Origin of the sequence: Amycolatopsis minnesotensis (genome assembly GCF_039529815.1) — a bacterium.
In the GTDB taxonomy this organism is placed as follows: Bacteria; Actinomycetota; Actinomycetes; order Mycobacteriales; family Pseudonocardiaceae; genus Amycolatopsis; species Amycolatopsis minnesotensis.
The window spans coordinates 284810-299715 of the sequence record NZ_BAAANN010000003.1; the positions used below are offsets into that span (position 1 = coordinate 284810).

Annotated in this window: 16 protein-coding genes; 4 read left to right on the top strand and 12 right to left on the bottom strand. The window is 71.6% G+C overall.

Annotation, left to right across the window (positions count from 1 at the left end):
• Positions 1 to 2 precede the first annotated feature (2 nt).
• A complete protein-coding gene (locus tag ABD256_RS05365; protein WP_344414047.1) occupies positions 3 to 938 on the bottom strand; it encodes a DMT family transporter in 936 nt (311 codons plus the stop codon).
• 73 nt (positions 939 to 1011) lie between these two features.
• On the opposite strand from ABD256_RS05365, the gene ABD256_RS05370 reads away from it, so the two are divergent.
• Positions 1012 to 1935 (top strand): LysR family transcriptional regulator, encoded by a 924-nt coding sequence (locus ABD256_RS05370; protein WP_344414049.1) that lies wholly within the window; start codon positions 1012 to 1014, stop codon positions 1933 to 1935.
• 146 nt (positions 1936 to 2081) lie between these two features.
• Here ABD256_RS05370 and ABD256_RS05375 read toward each other — a convergent pair whose 3' ends face one another.
• The gene (locus ABD256_RS05375; RefSeq protein ID WP_344414051.1) at positions 2082 to 3653 is read right to left on the bottom strand and encodes an alpha/beta hydrolase; all 1572 of its coding nucleotides are present in this window, start codon (positions 3651 to 3653) and stop codon (positions 2082 to 2084) included.
• A gap of 77 nt (positions 3654 to 3730) precedes the next feature.
• Positions 3731 to 4807 carry an ATP-dependent DNA ligase gene (locus tag ABD256_RS05380; RefSeq protein WP_344414053.1) on the bottom strand — a complete coding sequence of 359 codons (1077 nt, stop codon included), beginning with the start codon at positions 4805 to 4807 and terminating at the stop codon, positions 3731 to 3733.
• Between the two features lie 100 nt (positions 4808 to 4907).
• On the opposite strand from ABD256_RS05380, the gene ABD256_RS05385 reads away from it, so the two are divergent.
• From ABD256_RS05385 to ABD256_RS05395, 3 genes are read left to right on the top strand one after another with little or no spacing between them, the layout of a single operon-like run.
• Positions 4908 to 5564 carry a response regulator transcription factor gene (locus tag ABD256_RS05385; RefSeq protein WP_344414055.1) on the top strand — a complete coding sequence of 219 codons (657 nt, stop codon included), beginning with the start codon at positions 4908 to 4910 and terminating at the stop codon, positions 5562 to 5564.
• Complete coding sequence (locus ABD256_RS05390) at positions 5557 to 9951, top strand: HAMP domain-containing protein (RefSeq protein WP_344414057.1); 4395 nt, start codon at positions 5557 to 5559, stop codon at positions 9949 to 9951. Before ABD256_RS05385 ends, ABD256_RS05390 begins: the two co-directional genes overlap by 8 nt.
• Before the next feature lie 9 nt (positions 9952 to 9960).
• Positions 9961 to 10917 (top strand): threonine ammonia-lyase, encoded by a 957-nt coding sequence (locus ABD256_RS05395; RefSeq protein ID WP_344414059.1) that lies wholly within the window; start codon positions 9961 to 9963, stop codon positions 10915 to 10917.
• Here ABD256_RS05395 and ABD256_RS05400 read toward each other — a convergent pair whose 3' ends face one another.
• The 9 genes from ABD256_RS05400 to ABD256_RS05440 all read right to left on the bottom strand — a co-directional run bounded on the left by ABD256_RS05400 (position 10918) and on the right by ABD256_RS05440 (position 14905).
• Positions 10918 to 11520, bottom strand: a complete 603-nt coding sequence (locus ABD256_RS05400; protein WP_344414061.1) for an Asp23/Gls24 family envelope stress response protein — start codon at positions 11518 to 11520, stop codon at positions 10918 to 10920.
• The gene (locus tag ABD256_RS05405) at positions 11517 to 12053 is read right to left on the bottom strand and encodes a DUF6286 domain-containing protein (protein WP_344414063.1); all 537 of its coding nucleotides are present in this window, start codon (positions 12051 to 12053) and stop codon (positions 11517 to 11519) included. Before ABD256_RS05405 ends, ABD256_RS05400 begins: the two co-directional genes overlap by 4 nt.
• Before the next feature lie 42 nt (positions 12054 to 12095).
• On the bottom strand, positions 12096 to 12455 hold the full coding sequence (locus tag ABD256_RS05410; protein ID WP_344414065.1) for an Asp23/Gls24 family envelope stress response protein: 360 nt from the start codon (positions 12453 to 12455) through the stop codon (positions 12096 to 12098).
• Complete coding sequence (locus ABD256_RS05415; RefSeq protein WP_344414067.1) at positions 12452 to 12628, bottom strand: hypothetical protein; 177 nt, start codon at positions 12626 to 12628, stop codon at positions 12452 to 12454. Before ABD256_RS05415 ends, ABD256_RS05410 begins: the two co-directional genes overlap by 4 nt.
• Positions 12629 to 12643: 15 nt before the next feature.
• Positions 12644 to 12919: a hypothetical protein gene (locus ABD256_RS05420; protein WP_344414069.1), complete on the bottom strand. Its 276-nt coding sequence runs from the start codon at positions 12917 to 12919 to the stop codon at positions 12644 to 12646.
• A complete protein-coding gene (locus ABD256_RS05425) occupies positions 12916 to 13275 on the bottom strand; it encodes a hypothetical protein (RefSeq protein WP_344414071.1) in 360 nt (119 codons plus the stop codon). The genes ABD256_RS05420 and ABD256_RS05425 overlap by 4 nt, the downstream gene beginning before the upstream one ends.
• A 14-nt stretch (positions 13276 to 13289) precedes the next feature.
• Complete coding sequence (locus ABD256_RS05430) at positions 13290 to 13754, bottom strand: Asp23/Gls24 family envelope stress response protein (protein WP_344414074.1); 465 nt, start codon at positions 13752 to 13754, stop codon at positions 13290 to 13292.
• A 132-nt stretch (positions 13755 to 13886) separates the two neighbouring features.
• Positions 13887 to 14333, bottom strand: a complete 447-nt coding sequence (locus ABD256_RS05435) for a hypothetical protein (RefSeq protein WP_344414076.1) — start codon at positions 14331 to 14333, stop codon at positions 13887 to 13889.
• Positions 14330 to 14905, bottom strand: coding sequence for an RNA polymerase sigma factor (locus ABD256_RS05440; protein WP_344414215.1), 576 nt, complete (start codon positions 14903 to 14905; stop codon positions 14330 to 14332). The genes ABD256_RS05435 and ABD256_RS05440 overlap by 4 nt, the downstream gene beginning before the upstream one ends.
• Position 14906: the final 1 nt, after the last annotated feature.

Sequence of the window (14906 nt, forward strand, 5' to 3'; positions counted from 1 at the left end):
GGTCAGCGACGTCGCATGCTGACGAAGCACGCCGCGCCGACCACCGCGGCGCACCCGCTGAGCTGGAGCGCGCTCGGTGCTTCGCCCAGCAGCAGTACGCCGAGCACCACGGCGCCGATCGGCTGCATGAGCATCAGCGTCGCGCCGGTGCTCGACGACAGCCGGGGGAGTGCGGCGCCGACGAGGAGCCAGCCCACCGCCTGCCCGCACACGGCGAGCGCGACGAGCCAGCCGAAAGCGGCCCAGCCCGGTGCGAGGTCGACGCCGTGCCACGGCGCGCCGACGGCCACCGCGACCGCGCCCGCCGACACCGTGGCGAGGCACACCGACCGCACCTGCCCGCCGGGCTTGGTGCCGCGGCGCAGCAGGAGGAGGTACCCCGCGTAGGCGATCCCGGCGACGACACCGGTGACGGTGCCGTACAGCGGCGCCGGGCCGAACGCGGACGGATCGGCGACACCGCCGGCGAGCACGATGCCGCCGAGTAACACCGGCACCGCGAACAGGTAGCGGCGGCCGGGGCGCTCGCCGAGGAACGCGAACGCCAGTCCCGGCACGATCACGACCTGGACGGCGACCAGCACGGTCGCGATCCCGGCGCCGACCGCGCCGATCGCCTCGGCCCAGCACACCAGGTCGACCCCGAGCAGCGCGCCCGCGATCAGCGGCAGCAGCACGGGCTGCCGCCCCTCCCGGCGGCGTTCGGCCAGCGCCAGCGGGATGAGCAGCGGCAGCGCGAGCAGGCACCGGAAGAACACGCTGGTGCCCGCGGACGTCCCGGACAGCTTCACCAGCAGCGACGAGGCCGAGACGCACAGGCCGCCCGCGACGGCGAGCAGGCGAGGATCGGCGCTCTCGACGATCCGGGTGAGCAGGCCCGATCCGGTGCGCGGGACGGCCGGAAGCTTCGCTTCGGCGCGGTCGGTGGTGGCGGTCATGCATCCAGCCTGGTGGCCGGGACGGTGTACGACAAGCGAATGTTTCTGCGGCTGATTCGGTAGTATCGCTACCGTGTTCGGACTCGAGAGGATGCGCGCGCTGCTCGCGGTCGCCACGCACGGGTCGGTGGCGGCCGCCGCGGAGGTGCTGCACGTGACTCCGTCGGGGGTGTCCCAGCAACTCGGCAAGCTGGAACGGGAAGCGGGCCAGCCGCTGCTCGAACCGCAGGGCAGGGGCGTCCGCCTGACCCCGGCCGGCAAGGTGCTCGCCGAGCACGCCGAGGTGGTGTTCGCCCAGCTGGCCACCGCACGGTCCGATTTGGACGGACTGCGCCAGGACATCATGGGGCCGCTGCGGATCGGCGCCATCTCGACGAGCCTGCACGCGCTCTTGCCGCCCGCGCTCGCGAGGCTCGCGGCGAAGCACCCTCGCGTGTCGGTGAGCCTGACCCAGGGGGAGGCGGAGTTGCTGGTGCCCGCGGTCGCGGCGGGCGACCTCGACCTCGCGGTGATCGAGAGCTGGGAGAACTATCCCGCGCCGATCGTCGCGTCGACCTCGCGCGAACCGCTGCTGACCGAGACCACCGATCTCGCGCTCCCCGCCACGCACCGCCTCGCGCACCGCAAGACGGTCAACCTGTCCGAAGTGGACGATCTGCCGTGGGTCGCGTGGACCGAGGGCTCCCGGTGCCACCACTGGCTCGAACAGACGCTGCGCGCGGAAGGGCTCGAACCGGACGTGACCTGCACGGTCGGCGGGTACTCGACCCAGCTCGCGCTCGTCGCCGGGAACCTGGTGGCCGCGATGGTGCCGAAGCTCATCCACACCAGGCCGGGCTCGGTCCCCGACGAGGTCCGGATCGTGGCGACCAAACCGGTCGTGTACCGGACGATCTACGTCGTGTGGCGCACCGGCGCCGACACCCCCGCGGTACGCGCGGGCGTCGAGGCGCTCAAGACCGTGTCCGAACAGGTTGCGGGCGGCCTGGGCGGCTGAATCCCCCGGACAGGTCCCCGAAGGGCGCCTTCAGGGCATTGACGGGCCAGAGCGTGCGCGGACCCGCCCACCCGATCTCCGCGGAAGCGTCCTTTATGGAATCCAGCACCCCAGCTCGGCCTTCACGACGCGAGCCCGGGACGAGGTCAGGCGGGGCAGAGGGTGCCGTCGGTGGGCACCTTGCCGTCCACGAGGAAGCCCCGCACGGCGGTCAGCACGCACGGTGAGCCGAGCGAGCCGTGTCCGGCGCCCTGCCAGGCCACCCGCACCGCGCTCGGCATCTGCTGCGTCGCACGGATCGTGCCCTGTTCCGGGGTGACCGGGTCGGTCGCGGTGCTGGTCACGAGTATCGGCGGCGCGCCGGGTGCGCCCGCCGGTGGCGGCGGCTCGCTCCGCGTCGGCCACGGGCTGCACCACGCCAGCTCCTGTGCCAGCAGCGGCCCGAACAGCGGGTACTTCTGGCGCAGCGTGGCCGCGACGGTGCCGATCTGGTCGGCGGGGACCCTGGTCTTCGTGTCGTTGCAGGTCGTCGCCAGCGCCGCGTCGAGCCGGGCGGGCTGCAGCGCGCTGCCGTTGAGGGCGCGGTCGGTGAACGTCGCGAGCTTCGCCGGATCGCCGCCGCGGCCCGCGGCGATCGCGTCGGCCAGCTCCGGCCACTTCGCCCGGTCGGCGAGCCCGGCCAGTACCGCGCGCAGCGCGAGGCCCGGCCCGAACTGGTCGCCGCTCTCGAGCACCGGCGGTGTGCCGCGCACCCGGTCGAGCAGCCCGGTCACCGCCGCGGTGGCGTTGCCGCCGATCGGGCAGCCGCGCGCCACGCAGTCCGCGCCGAAGGCGTCCAAAGTGGACTGTGCCGCGGCCGCCGCGCCGTCGAGCACCGTGGTGCGGTCGCTCGACGGGTCCGGGATGCCGTCGAGCACGAACCGGCCCACGCGTCCGGTGTAGCGCACCGCGTAGGCGGTGAGGACCTTCGAGCCCTCGCCCCGCGCGATCGCGTTCAGCTTGGTCAGGCCGAGTTCGTCGCGCAGCTCCTCGAGATCGCCCGCGGTCCGCCAGGTGTCCAGCGCCTGCTGCTCGGTGTCCAGCTCGATGCTGCACTGCTGGCCCGCCTTGCGCGCCGCGTCGAGCACCGCGTCCTCGTTCTCGTCGGCGGGGTCGTGGCCGAGCAGCGCCGACCTGACGTCCTTCGACACGCAGCCGATCGGGCTCGACTGGCCGGAGCCGCGCCGGTCGACGCCGACGAGGCTGAACTTCCGCAGCAGCTCGGCTGGCAGGGTCGCGGCGAGCCGCGCGGCGTGGAGGGTGCCGGGCTCGCCGTCGATGTCGTTGAGCACGGCGAGCGGCACCGGCCCGGTGCCGACCTTGAGCAGCGAGACCCTGGTGAGCCCGCGGCCGGGGAGATCGGGCGAGTCCAGCGGCGCGGACATCCGGGCGCAGGAGAACTTCAGCGACGGGTCCACCGCGGGCTCGCCGAGCCGCGCGCGGGTTTCGTCGCCGCAGTCCGCCCACTCCAGCGTCGACCTGGTCGGCGCGACCAGCGGGGGCAGCGGCACCTGCTGCGCCGGGGACGGCGCCTTCGGCGGCGGGCCGTCGTTCTGGACCACTTCCGGGCGGGTCGACGGGCCGGCGGTACAGCCGGCCAGCAGTGCGGCGGTCACCAGCGGGATGACCACGGCCTGGAGCCCCCTGGGACGACCGGCGAGGGGGAGACGGCGGGGCACGGGCGGGGTCCTCACTTTCTGCACGCGAGCTGGAACGACCTTCGCATGCCCTGGGTGAGAGATCGGTAAGCGGGTAGCTACGCCGACGGGCGGACTTCGCCGCGGAGCACGGCGTCGAGGTCGTAGCGCGCGGGCTCTTCGAGCTGGGCGTAGTCGCACGACGACGGCTCGCGGTCGGGCCGCCAGCGGAGGAACTGCGCGGTGTGCCGGAACCGCGACAGGTAGCCGCCCTCGGTGTGCTCGTAGGACACCTCGACGACGCGTTCCGGCCGCAGCGGCACCCAGGCGTGCTCCTTCGCCCGCCACCGGGTGATCCCGCCCGGCAGCCGCTGTCCTTCGACCGTCGCCTCGCCGAGCCACGGGTGCGCGCCGTCGGTGACGAGATCGGCCAGTTCGGCGGCCAGCTCGCGGCGCCGCGCCACCGGGAAGGAGCCCACCACGCCGACGTGGTGCAGCACACCGTGCTCGTCGTGCAGGCCGAGCAGGAACGAGCCGACGGCCTCGCCCTCGGCACCGTCCACATGCCACCGCAGCCCGGCCAGCACGCAGTCGGCGGTCCTGGTGTGCTTGTACTTGAACATGATCCGCTTGTTCGGCTCGTAGACCGCCGCGAGCGGTTTGCCGATCACGCCGTCGAGGCCAGCGCCTTCGAAGAGGGTGAACCATTCGCGCGCGGTCGCCGGGTCGGTGGTGGCGGGCGTGATGTGCACGCCGTCGGCGGCCAGCTTCACCAGGTGCTCGCGGCGCACGCTCGTCGGCTCGTCGGCGAAGGCGCGGTCGTCGAGCGCGAGCAGGTCGAAGGCCACGAAGCTGGCCGGTGTCCGCTCGGCCAGCAGGCGCACCCTGCTCTCCGCCGGGTGGACGCGTTCGGTGAGCGCGTCGAAGTCGAGCTTGCCGCCTCGCGCCACGACCAGTTCGCCGTCGGCCACGACCCGGTCCGGCAGCGCGGCGCGCAGCGTGTCGAGGACTTCGGGAAAGTACCGGTTCAGCGGTTTTCCGGCGCGGGACTGCAAGGTGAGGTCGTCACCGTCGCGGAAGACCAGGCACCGGAACCCGTCCCACTTGGGTTCGAAGAGCAACTCGCCGGAATCCGGGATGCTCTTCACCGGACGCGCGAGCATGGGCTTGACTGGTGGCTCGATCGGCAACGCCATGGCGACATTCTGCCCGGACCGCGGTGGGAGGTGGCCGCACGCCACGCTGGTTTACCGGCGCGGGGAGGCGAACAATGGATTCCGACGACAGGAGGGCCTGATGGTCCGGTTGCTGCTGGTCGAGGACCACGACATGGTCGCGGACGCGCTCGAACTCGCCTTCGACGAGGTCGAGGACGTCGAAGTGGTCGCCCGCGCCAGGTCGGTCGCGGAGACGGTGGTCGCCGTGGAACGGCACCGGCCCTCGGTGGTGCTGCTCGACCGGCGCCTGTCCGACGGCGACGCGGTGTCGGCGATCGGCGAGATCCTCGAAGCGTCGCCGGGCAGCAGGGTGCTGGTGTACACCGGTGACGCGAACCGCGCGCTGGCCGACCGGGTCGTCGTCGCGGGCGGGTCGGGGCTGGTGCTCAAGGCGGGGCCGTTCGGCGATCTCGTCGGCGCGATCCGCAGGGTCGCCGACGGGTACGGGGTGTTCGCCGACTCGCCGTCGCTGGCACCGGCGCGGTCGCCAGTTCCGGCCGCGAAACCCCGTGACGGCGACTTCGGCCTCACCGAGGGCGAGCGCGAGGTGCTGCGCATGCTCGGCACCGGGTCGGAGATCGACGACATCGGCAGGCGGCTGCGGCTGGAGCCGGAGCTGGTGCGGCACGTGGTGCGCGGAATGATGGCCAAGCTCGGGGTCACCAGCGAATCGGGTGTGGTCCCGGCCGCGCGGCGCCATGGGCTACTCGAGCGAACGGAGCGGCGTGATGGGTGAGCGCACGGCGGGCGAACAGAGCCTGCTCGACCTGTTGGAAGGCCTGAAAGCGGTCAGGGACGGGGATTTCAGCCGCCGCCTGCCGAAGGCGGGCGACCCGCTGATGGACGAGATGTCGACGGTGTTCAACGGCATGGTCGACCAGCTCGCGCGCTTCACGTCCGAGGTGACGCGGGTGGCGAGCGAGGTCGGCACGGACGGGAAGCTGGGCGGGCAGGCCGTGGTGCCGGGCGTGTCGGGCACCTGGAAGGCGCTCACCGACTCGGTCAACGCGATGGCGGGGAACCTGACCGCGCAGGTGCGGTCGATCGCGGAGGTGACCACGGCGGTGGCGAAGGGGGATCTGACGCAGCAGATCACCGTCGACGTCAAGGGCGAGATGCTGGAGCTGAAGAACACGATCAACACGATGGTGGGGCAGTTGTCGTCGTTCGCCGATGAGGTGACGCGGGTGGCGCGCGAGGTCGGCAGCGAGGGGCGGCTAGGCGGGCAGGCCGAAGTGCCGGGGGTGGCGGGGACGTGGCGTGATCTGACGACGTCGGTGAACTTCATGGCGGGGAACCTGACCGCGCAGGTGCGGTCGATCGCGGAGGTTACCACGGCGGTCGCGAACGGGGATCTGACGCAGAAGATCCGGGTCGACGCGCGCGGGGAGATCCTGGAGCTGAAGAACACGATCAACACGATGGTGGGCCAGCTTTCCTCGTTCGCGGACGAGGTGACGCGGGTGGCGCGCGAGGTCGGCACCGAAGGCGCGCTCGGCGGGCAGGCGCAGGTGCCGGGGGTGGCCGGGACGTGGCGTGATCTGACGACGTCGGTGAACTTCATGGCGGGGAACCTGACCGCGCAGGTGCGCTCGATCGCGCAGGTCGCCACCGCGGTGGCGAAGGGGGATCTGACGCAGAAGATCACGGTGGACGCGCGCGGGGAGATCCTGGAGCTGAAGAACACGATCAACACGATGGTGGGGCAGTTGTCGTCGTTCGCGGATGAGGTGACGCGGGTGGCGCGTGAGGTGGGTACGGAGGGGCGGCTGGGTGGTCAGGCGGATGTGAAGGGTGTTTCGGGGACGTGGAAGGGGTTGACGGAGTCGGTGAACGTGATGGCCGACAACCTCACCGACCAGGTCCGCTCGATCGCCGAGGTGACCACGGCGGTCGCGAACGGGGATCTGACGCAGAAGATCCGGGTCGACGCGCGCGGGGAGATCCTGGAGCTCAAGGACACGATCAACACGATGGTGGGGCAGTTGTCGTCGTTCGCGGATGAGGTGACGCGGGTGGCGCGTGAGGTGGGTACGGAGGGGCGGCTGGGTGGTCAGGCGGATGTGAAGGGTGTTTCGGGGACGTGGAAGGGGTTGACGGAGTCGGTGAACGTGATGGCCGACAACCTCACCGACCAGGTCCGCTCGATCGCCAAGGTGGCCAGCGCGGTCGCGCAGGGCGATCTGTCCAAAAAGGTCACCGTCGAGGCGAAGGGCGAGGTGGCCGCGCTGGCGCAGACCATCAACACGATGGTCGACACGCTGTCCGCCTTCGCCGACGAGGTGACGAGAGTGGCGCGCGAGGTCGGCACGGACGGCATCCTCGGCGGGCAGGCGCGGGTGTCCGATGTGGCCGGGATCTGGAAGAACCTCACCGACAACGTCAACTCGATGGCGAACAACCTGACCAACCAGGTGCGCAACATCGCGCAGGTGACCACGGCGGTGGCGCGCGGCGACCTGTCCCGCAAGATCGACGTCGACGCGCGCGGCGAGATCCTCGAGCTGAAGACGACCATCAACACGATGGTGGAGCAGCTTTCCGCGTTCGCGGCCGAGGTGACCAGGGTGGCGCGCGAGGTCGGCAGCGAAGGGCGGCTCGGCGGGCAGGCCGAGGTCGAGGGCATTTCGGGGACCTGGAAGCGGCTGACCGAGAACGTCAACGGGCTCGCGGGCAACCTCACCCGCCAGGTGCGCGCGATCGCCGAGGTCACCAGCGCGGTCGCGCGCGGCGACCTGACGAGGTCGATTTCGGTCGAGGCGCAGGGCGAGGTCGCGGAACTGAAGGACAACATCAACGCGATGGTGCGGTCGCTGCGGGACACCACGCTGGCGAACCAGCAGCAGGACTGGCTCAACACCAACCTCGCCCGCGTGCCCGGCCTCATCCAGGGCCACCGCGACCTGCGCGTGGTCGGCGCGGTGATCATGAACGAGCTGACCCCGCTCGTCGGCGCGCAGCACGGCACGTTCTTCCTCTCCTCCTCGGACGAGGGCGACCAGCGGCTGCGGCTCATCGCCAGCTACGGCCACTACGCCGGGGCGGGCGCGCCGACGGAGTTCGACCTCGGCCAGTCCCTGATCGGGCAGGCCGCGCGGACGCGGCGGACGATCGTGGTCGACCAGACGCCGCCGGACTACGTGCGGATCACCTCGAGCCTCGGCTCGTCGGCGCCGGTGAACCTGATCGTGCTGCCGATCGTGTTCGAGGACCGCGTGCTCGGCGTCATCGAACTGGCGTCGTTCACGCGGTTCACCGCGGTGCAGCGCGATTTCCTCGAACAGCTCATGGAGATGATCGGGGTCAACGTCAACACCATCGTGGCCAACGCGCGCACGGACGCGCTGCTCGAAGAATCGCAGCGGCTGGCGGAGGAACTGCGGCAGCGGTCGGAGGAACTCCAGGCGCAGCAAGCGAAACTGCAGCGTTCGAACGCCGAGCTGGGGGAGAAGGCGGAGCTGCTCGCGCGCCAGAACCGCGACATCGAGGTCAAGAACTTCGAGATCGAGCAGGCGCGCCAGGAGATCGAAGAGCGCGCGCAGCAGCTCGCGCTCGCGTCGAAGTACAAGTCCGAGTTCCTCGCCAACATGTCGCACGAGCTGCGCACCCCGTTGACCAGCCTGCTCATCCTCGCCGGGGTGCTCGCCCAGAACTCGACGCAGAACCTCAGCGCGAAGCAGGTGGAGTTCGCGAAGGTGATCCAGTCCGCGGGCACCGATCTGCTGCAGCTGATCAACGACATCCTCGACCTGTCGAAGGTCGAGGCGGGCAAGATGGACATCCACCGCGAGCTGTTCCCGTTGCGCCAGCTACTCGACTACGTGCGCACCACCTTCCGGCCGTTGACCGTCGACAGTGGACTCGAGTTCGCGGTGACGGTGGGCGACGGCGTACCGGAGCTGTTGTTCACCGACGAGCAGCGGCTGCGGCAGGTACTGCGGAACCTGTTGTCCAACGCGGTGAAGTTCACCGAAGAGGGCAGCGTCGAACTGCGGGTCGACTCGATGGCGGACGCGGGTGAATCGCTCGTCGCGTTCACCGTGGTGGACACCGGGATCGGGATCGACACGGCGAACCTCGAATCGATCTTCGGGGCGTTCCAGCAGGCCGACGGCACCACCAGCCGGAAGTACGGCGGGACGGGGCTCGGGCTGTCCATCTGCCGTGAGATCGCGCACCTGCTCGGTGGCGAGATCGTCGCCGACAGCACGGCGGGCGAGGGCAGCACGTTCACCCTGCGGCTGCCGGTCGCGCGGTTCGAAGGCGACGCGACGCCGTACGCGCCGTCCCTGCCCGCGGCCGGCTCGGAACGGGCCATCCTGGTGGTCGAGTCGCAGGAGAACAGCCTGCTCACGCACGTGGCGCGCGGCGCGGCCGTCGACCTCGGGGTGCGGGTGGACCAGGTGCGCGGCACCGATCGCGCGTTCGAGCTGCTGTCCTCACGCTCCTACACGTGCGTGGTGCTGGACCTCGACCTGCCGGGCGCCGCCGCGGTCACGTTCCTCAAGCAGCTCGGCGAGGGCCCCGAGACGATCACCGTTCCCGTGCTCGCGCACGCCGTCGGCGGCCTCAGCGGCGCGGAGGACCGCATCCTCCGCGCGCACGCGCGCACCCACCCGATCGAGATGGTGTCCTCTTTGGACGTTCTACGGGAACGGGTCCGGCGGCTGCTGACCGGTGACGAAGACGAGGCAGCGGTGGTGGAAGCGACTGCCGAACGCCCGGTTTCCGCGACACAGGGCGGGAAGGTCCTCCTGATCGACGACGACACGCGCACCGTGTTCGCCCTGTCGGGGATGCTCGAACTGCACGGGTTCTCCGTGGTGCACGCCCCGAACGGGCGCGAGGGGATCGACGTGCTGCTCGAGAACTCCGACATCGACCTGGTGCTGATGGACGTGATGATGCCGGGGATGGACGGGCACGCCACCACCGCGGCGATCCGCGGCATGCCCCGGTTCGAGCGGCTGCCGATCATCGCGGTCACCGCCAAGGCGATGGAGGGCGACCGGGAGAAGAGCCTGGCCTCCGGCGCCAGCGACTACGTCACGAAACCCGTCGACGCGGGCGAGTTGTTGTCCTGCATGGGCCGCTGGCTGGACGCCGCGGAACCCTCGCACTAACGTCGCAGCGTGCTCGGGACGCGGCTTGACCTTGACCGGATCCACACGGCCCGCCGCCGGATCGACCCCGTGTTCCTGGATACCCCGATGTACTCCTGCGACGCGCTGGGTCGCGGGCTCGGCTGCGCGGTGAGCGTCAAGCTGGAAACCGCGAACCCGGTCCGCAGCTTCAAGGGCAGGGGCACCGAGCTGGTCACGAGCCTGCTGGCGGAGCAGGGCCGGACCGCCGTGGTGTGCGCCAGCGCCGGCAACCTCGGGCAGGCGCTGGCGTGGTCGGGCCGCCGCCGCGGCCTCGACGTGACGGTCGTGGCGTCGCGGCGCGCACCGGCCACCAAGCTCGATCGGATCCGTGCGCTGGGCGCGGAGCTGGAAGTGGTGGACGGCGACTTCGAGCTGGCCCGCGAGCGGGCGGTGGACATCGCGCAGCGGCGCGGTATCCGGCTGCTCGAAGACAGCCTGGACATCGAGACCTGCGAGGGCGCCGCGACGATCGGCCTCGAACTGGCAGGCGCCCCGTTCGACACGGTGCTGATCGCACTCGGCGGCGGCGCGATGGCGACCGGCGTCGGCTACGCCCTCAAGGCACTGGCACCCGGAACCGAGGTGATCTGCGTGCAGCCCGGTGGCGCGCCGGCGATGACCCGCTCCTGGCACGAGCGCCGCGTCGTCACCACCGAATCGGCCGACACCATCGCCGACGGTGTCGCGGGCCGGTACCCCATCCCCGCGGTGCTCGACGACCTGCTCGCGATCGCCGACGACGCCGTCCTCGTCCAGGAGTCGTCGATCATCGCCGGTATGCGGCTGCTCCTGGAGCACGCTGGCCTGGTCGTCGAGCCCTCGGCCGCGCTCGGGGTCGCCGCCGTCCTGGAAGACCGCGACCGCTTCGCCGGCCGCCATGTCGTCACCGTCCTCTGCGGCAGCAACGTCGACCTGGACGCCTATCACCGGTGGGTCCGCGACTGATCAGCGAACCCGCCTGCGGTCGGTGGCGTCGAGTTCGAGGTGCACCGCCGTCGGCAGGGTCCGGACGCCGAGCGAATCGCGGGCGCGCGCCAGCACGCGCGTGTCGATGTCCTCCCACACCTTGCGGACGTCGGTGCCGTCGCGCAGCCACAGCGTGAGGCGCAGCGCGGGATCGTCGGTGCCGCCGACCGCGCGCACCTTGGCCCTGCTCACCCCGTCGACGTTTTCCGCGTCGGCGCGCACGGCGTCCGCGATCGCGGACGAGGCGACCGTCAGCGCGCTGCCCTCGGTGCGGTCCAGCTCCAGATCCGGTTTGCCCTCGGGCTTGAGGGACCGCACCAGCCACCACAGGCCGAACGCGAACAACGCGATCCCGGCCGCGATCGCGACGATCTTCGCGATCGTCGCGCGGGCGCCGAGCCAGGTGACCGCGATCGGGTCCAGCACCGGCCGCGCGGCCCGGAACTCGCCGAACACGCGGAACCCCACCAGCAGCGCGGCGGCGCCCGCGGCGACCGCGAGCACCCCGGCGACGAAGGTCAGCGACCGCTCCGCGCGGTACGAACGCGCGAGCGCTTTGGCCGAAGTCGACTTGCGCGTCATTTCCGGTCCTTGGGGGAGTCGACCACTACGGACACCTTCGGCCTGCGCACCAGCGGCACCGTGTCCAGCAGCGTCCGCACCGATTCCAGCAGCTGCGGCCGCAACTGCCCCTCGGTCGCCAGCCTGCTGGTCGCGCGTACCCGCACCCGTTTCGCGGTGGCCGTCACCGACGCGCCCGTCACGTTGTCCTGCGCGCGAACCTGGTTCCCGACGATCCGCGCCAGCGAGCGCGGCGAGGTCGTCACGCTGACCTCGTCCGCGGGATCGGTGAGCCGCACCGCGCGCCGCTTCGCCGCCGACGCCACGAGCAGCACGATCAGGCCCGCCGCGAGCAGCACGCCCGCGGTCACCTTCATCACGGACGAATCCCACCCGAGTTCGCCGAGCCGGTCGCGCCAGCGCGGCCACGGCACCAGCAGGGGCGAGTCCCCCGGGCGCCACCAGTGCCAGCCGACCTCCAGCGCCAGCAGCCCGCCCGCCCCCGCGACGGCGATCGCCAGCAGAGTGGACAGCAAGCGGACGAATACACGCACGATCGTGCTCCTAGTTTCTTGGTTCCTCGCCGGGTGAGCGCCTCAGCGCACCCGCGGCGCCACGTCGGGCACCAGCGCCGAGACCGTCACGTCGAGTGCGCGCACGTGGTACGAGGTGATGTGCTCGACCTCGCCCGAGACCTTTTCGCGCACCCGCGCCACGACTTCGCGCACCGAACCCGGGTAGTGCAGCGCCACGTCCAGCTTCAGGTCCACATCGTTGTCGCGGCCCGAAACGGCCGCGTTCGCGCCGTGGTCGCCAAGGCCGAGCCCGGCGACCTTCCGCTGCACGCGCGCCGTGCCGGGGACCTGGTCCGCGGCCCGTTGCGCGACCTTGCGCACCACCGAGTGCGCGATGCGGAGGGTGCCCCGCTCCTCCGGGTCCGGCAGCGCGACCGTCACTTGTCGCGGCCCTTGCCGAACACGTCGCCGAGATCGAGCTCGCCGTCGAGCACCCGGCCCACCACGAGGCCGATCACCCCGACCGCGAGCGTGATCAGGAAAGCGGTGAACCCCTGCGTGGCGGCGAGGCCGAGGATGAGCCCGGCCAGAATGCCGGTCTGGGTCGCATTCATGTTGAGGGAATCTCCTTAGTCGACTCTGGGTGGTCTCTTCTTCCGGCGGCGCCAGCGCGTGGTGAACCTCGGGCTGGTGACGAAGCTGATCGGCGCGTCGTAGCGGCTGTCGTCTTCCTCGGGCCCGTCCGCGTTCCTCGCCGCGTCCCGTTCGGCGCGGGACGCGGCGAGCCATTCGGCGAACTCGTCCGGATCGCCTCCGACGTCGGGGTGGTTGGCGCGCACGTAGGCCCGGAACGCCGCTCTCGCGGCGCGGGCCTCGTCCTCGTGCTCGCCTGCGCCCTCGGTCACCGCACGCGGGTCCCGCTTCCGCCGGGCGGACCGGTGTCCACAGTGGACGGATCGGGTGTGCCGGGTCCGGTGATGTCGGTGACCGTGACGTGCACCGCGACGTCACCGGCGATCCCGCGCACCAGCGCGCGCAGTTCGGCGCCCAGGTCCGGCAGCGGGCCGGTCATCCGCAGCACCACCGAGATCTCGACCGGCTCGCCCGCTTCGCCCGCCCGGACCCCGTGCACCCGGTGCCCTGGCAGGTGCGTCGCGACGACACCGAGCGGCCCGGCGTCGAGCCGTTCCACCGCGGGGTGCGCGCCCACCGCTGCCGCGATCCGCTCGGCGAGCACGTCGCCGCCGGCTGCCCTCGTCATGCCTGTCGCCCCGCTCATTCGACGCGGGAGGAGGTCTCTTCGCCCTCGTCGTCCTCGGGCAGGTGGATGTCGTTGACCGCGATGTTCACCTCGATCACCTCGAGCCCGGTGATCTGCTCGACGGTGGTGATCACGTTGCGCCGCACCGCCTTGGCCACGTCGACGATCCTGGCGCCGTACTCGACCACCACGTCGAGGTCGACGGCGGCCTGCCGCTCGCCGACCTCCACCGAGACCCCGGAGGTGGTCACCGTGCCGGAGCCGGGAATGCGCTCCTTGATCGCGCCGAACGCCCTGGAAACCCCGCCGCCGAGCGCGTGCACGCCGGACACCTCTCGGGCCGAGACACCGGCCACCTTCTGCACCACCGTCGAGGAGATGGTGGTCTTGCCGAGCGATCCCTCTTCGTTCAGCGCGGCGGTCTGCCCGGCGATTTTCGCCGGTGGCGTGCCACTGTCGCTCGAAGCGGACTGTGTCATGGAATGCGCTCCTTCCGACGGCCCGGAACGGGCCGAGGTCACTGGTGCCGGGTCGGTAGTGCCAGGGGGTGCTGCCCCTACGATGTCGCGCCCATTCGTCTTCTGTCGCAAGTTCCTCCGAACGGGTGAGTCTCAGTCCGGGTGGACGTCCACGATGTGCACCGTCACCACGGGCGCCGTCCCGCCGAGCTGGTCGGTGAGCGCCGCGTGCAGGCGGGCGCGCAGCAGTGCCGACGCCTCGCCCGCGGCGACCCCGTACCGCACGGTGAGCAGGACCTGCAGGCCGTCCCCGTCCAGCGCGACCGCCGAGATGTGCACGCCGCCGATCTCCTGGCCGATCCCGGCCGCCAGCCGCCGTGCGAGCAGCACCAGCACGCGCTCGCTCACCCGCAGCGTGCCCCGCTCGGACGGGAACTCCACGGAGGCGCCGAACACGCGCCCCCGCAGCCCGTGCACCGAGTGCAGCACGCGCGCGATGAGCCCCGGCGGCGTCGGCACCGGGGCACCGGCCGCCGCGCGGACGAGCTCCCAGTTCGGGTCGTCCCGCGGGTCCTCGGTCATTTCTCCGGAGGGGGTCATCGGATTTCCCTCAACTTCGCCAGCAGCGCCACCCGTGCCCGGTGCAGGCGGGACCGGAGTGCGGGCACGCTCACCTCCAGCACGTCGGCTACCTCCTCGTAGCTCAGTCCTTCCAGCTCGCGCAAGACCAGTGGCACCCGCTGGGAAACGTCCAGTGTCGCGATCGCCCGCAGCACGGCTTCGACCTGCTCCGCGCGCACCACCTTGCCCTCGGGGTTCGCCGCGGTGTCGGCGAACGCGGCGCCTTCGAAGGCCGCGCCGCTGCCGCCCTGCTCGCCCGGCGCCATCGCGGCGTCGAGCGACACGGTGGGCCTGCGCCGACGGACCTGGCCGAGCGCGGCGTTGGTCACCACGCGGTAGAGCCACGTCGACACCGCGGCGTCGCCGCGGAACCCGGACAGCGCGCGCCACGCCGAGATCCAGGCGTCCTGCACCACGTCCTCCGCCTCGGCCGCCGACCCGGTGATCCGCAGCGCGACCCGGTACATCTTCGGCGTGTGCCTGCGCACCAGCAGGTCGAACGCGCCCTGGTCGCCTTTGACGGCCTTGGCCAGCAGCGCTTCGTCGGACAGG

What these genes read in the sequence shown, in the direction of transcription:
- ABD256_RS05365 (WP_344414047.1), bottom strand. Translation starts at nt 938, where the DNA reads ATGACCGCCACCACCGACCGCGCCGAAGCGAAGCTTCCGGCCGTCCCG.
- ABD256_RS05380 (WP_344414053.1), bottom strand. Translation starts at nt 4,807, where the DNA reads ATGGCGTTGCCGATCGAGCCACCAGTCAAGCCCATGCTCGCGCGTCCG.
- ABD256_RS05385 (WP_344414055.1), top strand. Translation starts at nt 4,908, where the DNA reads ATGGTCCGGTTGCTGCTGGTCGAGGACCACGACATGGTCGCGGACGCG.
- ABD256_RS05390 (WP_344414057.1), top strand. Translation starts at nt 5,557, where the DNA reads ATGGGTGAGCGCACGGCGGGCGAACAGAGCCTGCTCGACCTGTTGGAA.
- ABD256_RS05400 (WP_344414061.1), bottom strand. Translation starts at nt 11,520, where the DNA reads ATGACGCGCAAGTCGACTTCGGCCAAAGCGCTCGCGCGTTCGTACCGC.
- ABD256_RS05415 (WP_344414067.1), bottom strand. Translation starts at nt 12,628, where the DNA reads ATGAATGCGACCCAGACCGGCATTCTGGCCGGGCTCATCCTCGGCCTC.
- ABD256_RS05425 (WP_344414071.1), bottom strand. Translation starts at nt 13,275, where the DNA reads ATGACGAGGGCAGCCGGCGGCGACGTGCTCGCCGAGCGGATCGCGGCA.
- ABD256_RS05430 (WP_344414074.1), bottom strand. Translation starts at nt 13,754, where the DNA reads ATGACACAGTCCGCTTCGAGCGACAGTGGCACGCCACCGGCGAAAATC.
- ABD256_RS05435 (WP_344414076.1), bottom strand. Translation starts at nt 14,333, where the DNA reads ATGACCCCCTCCGGAGAAATGACCGAGGACCCGCGGGACGACCCGAAC.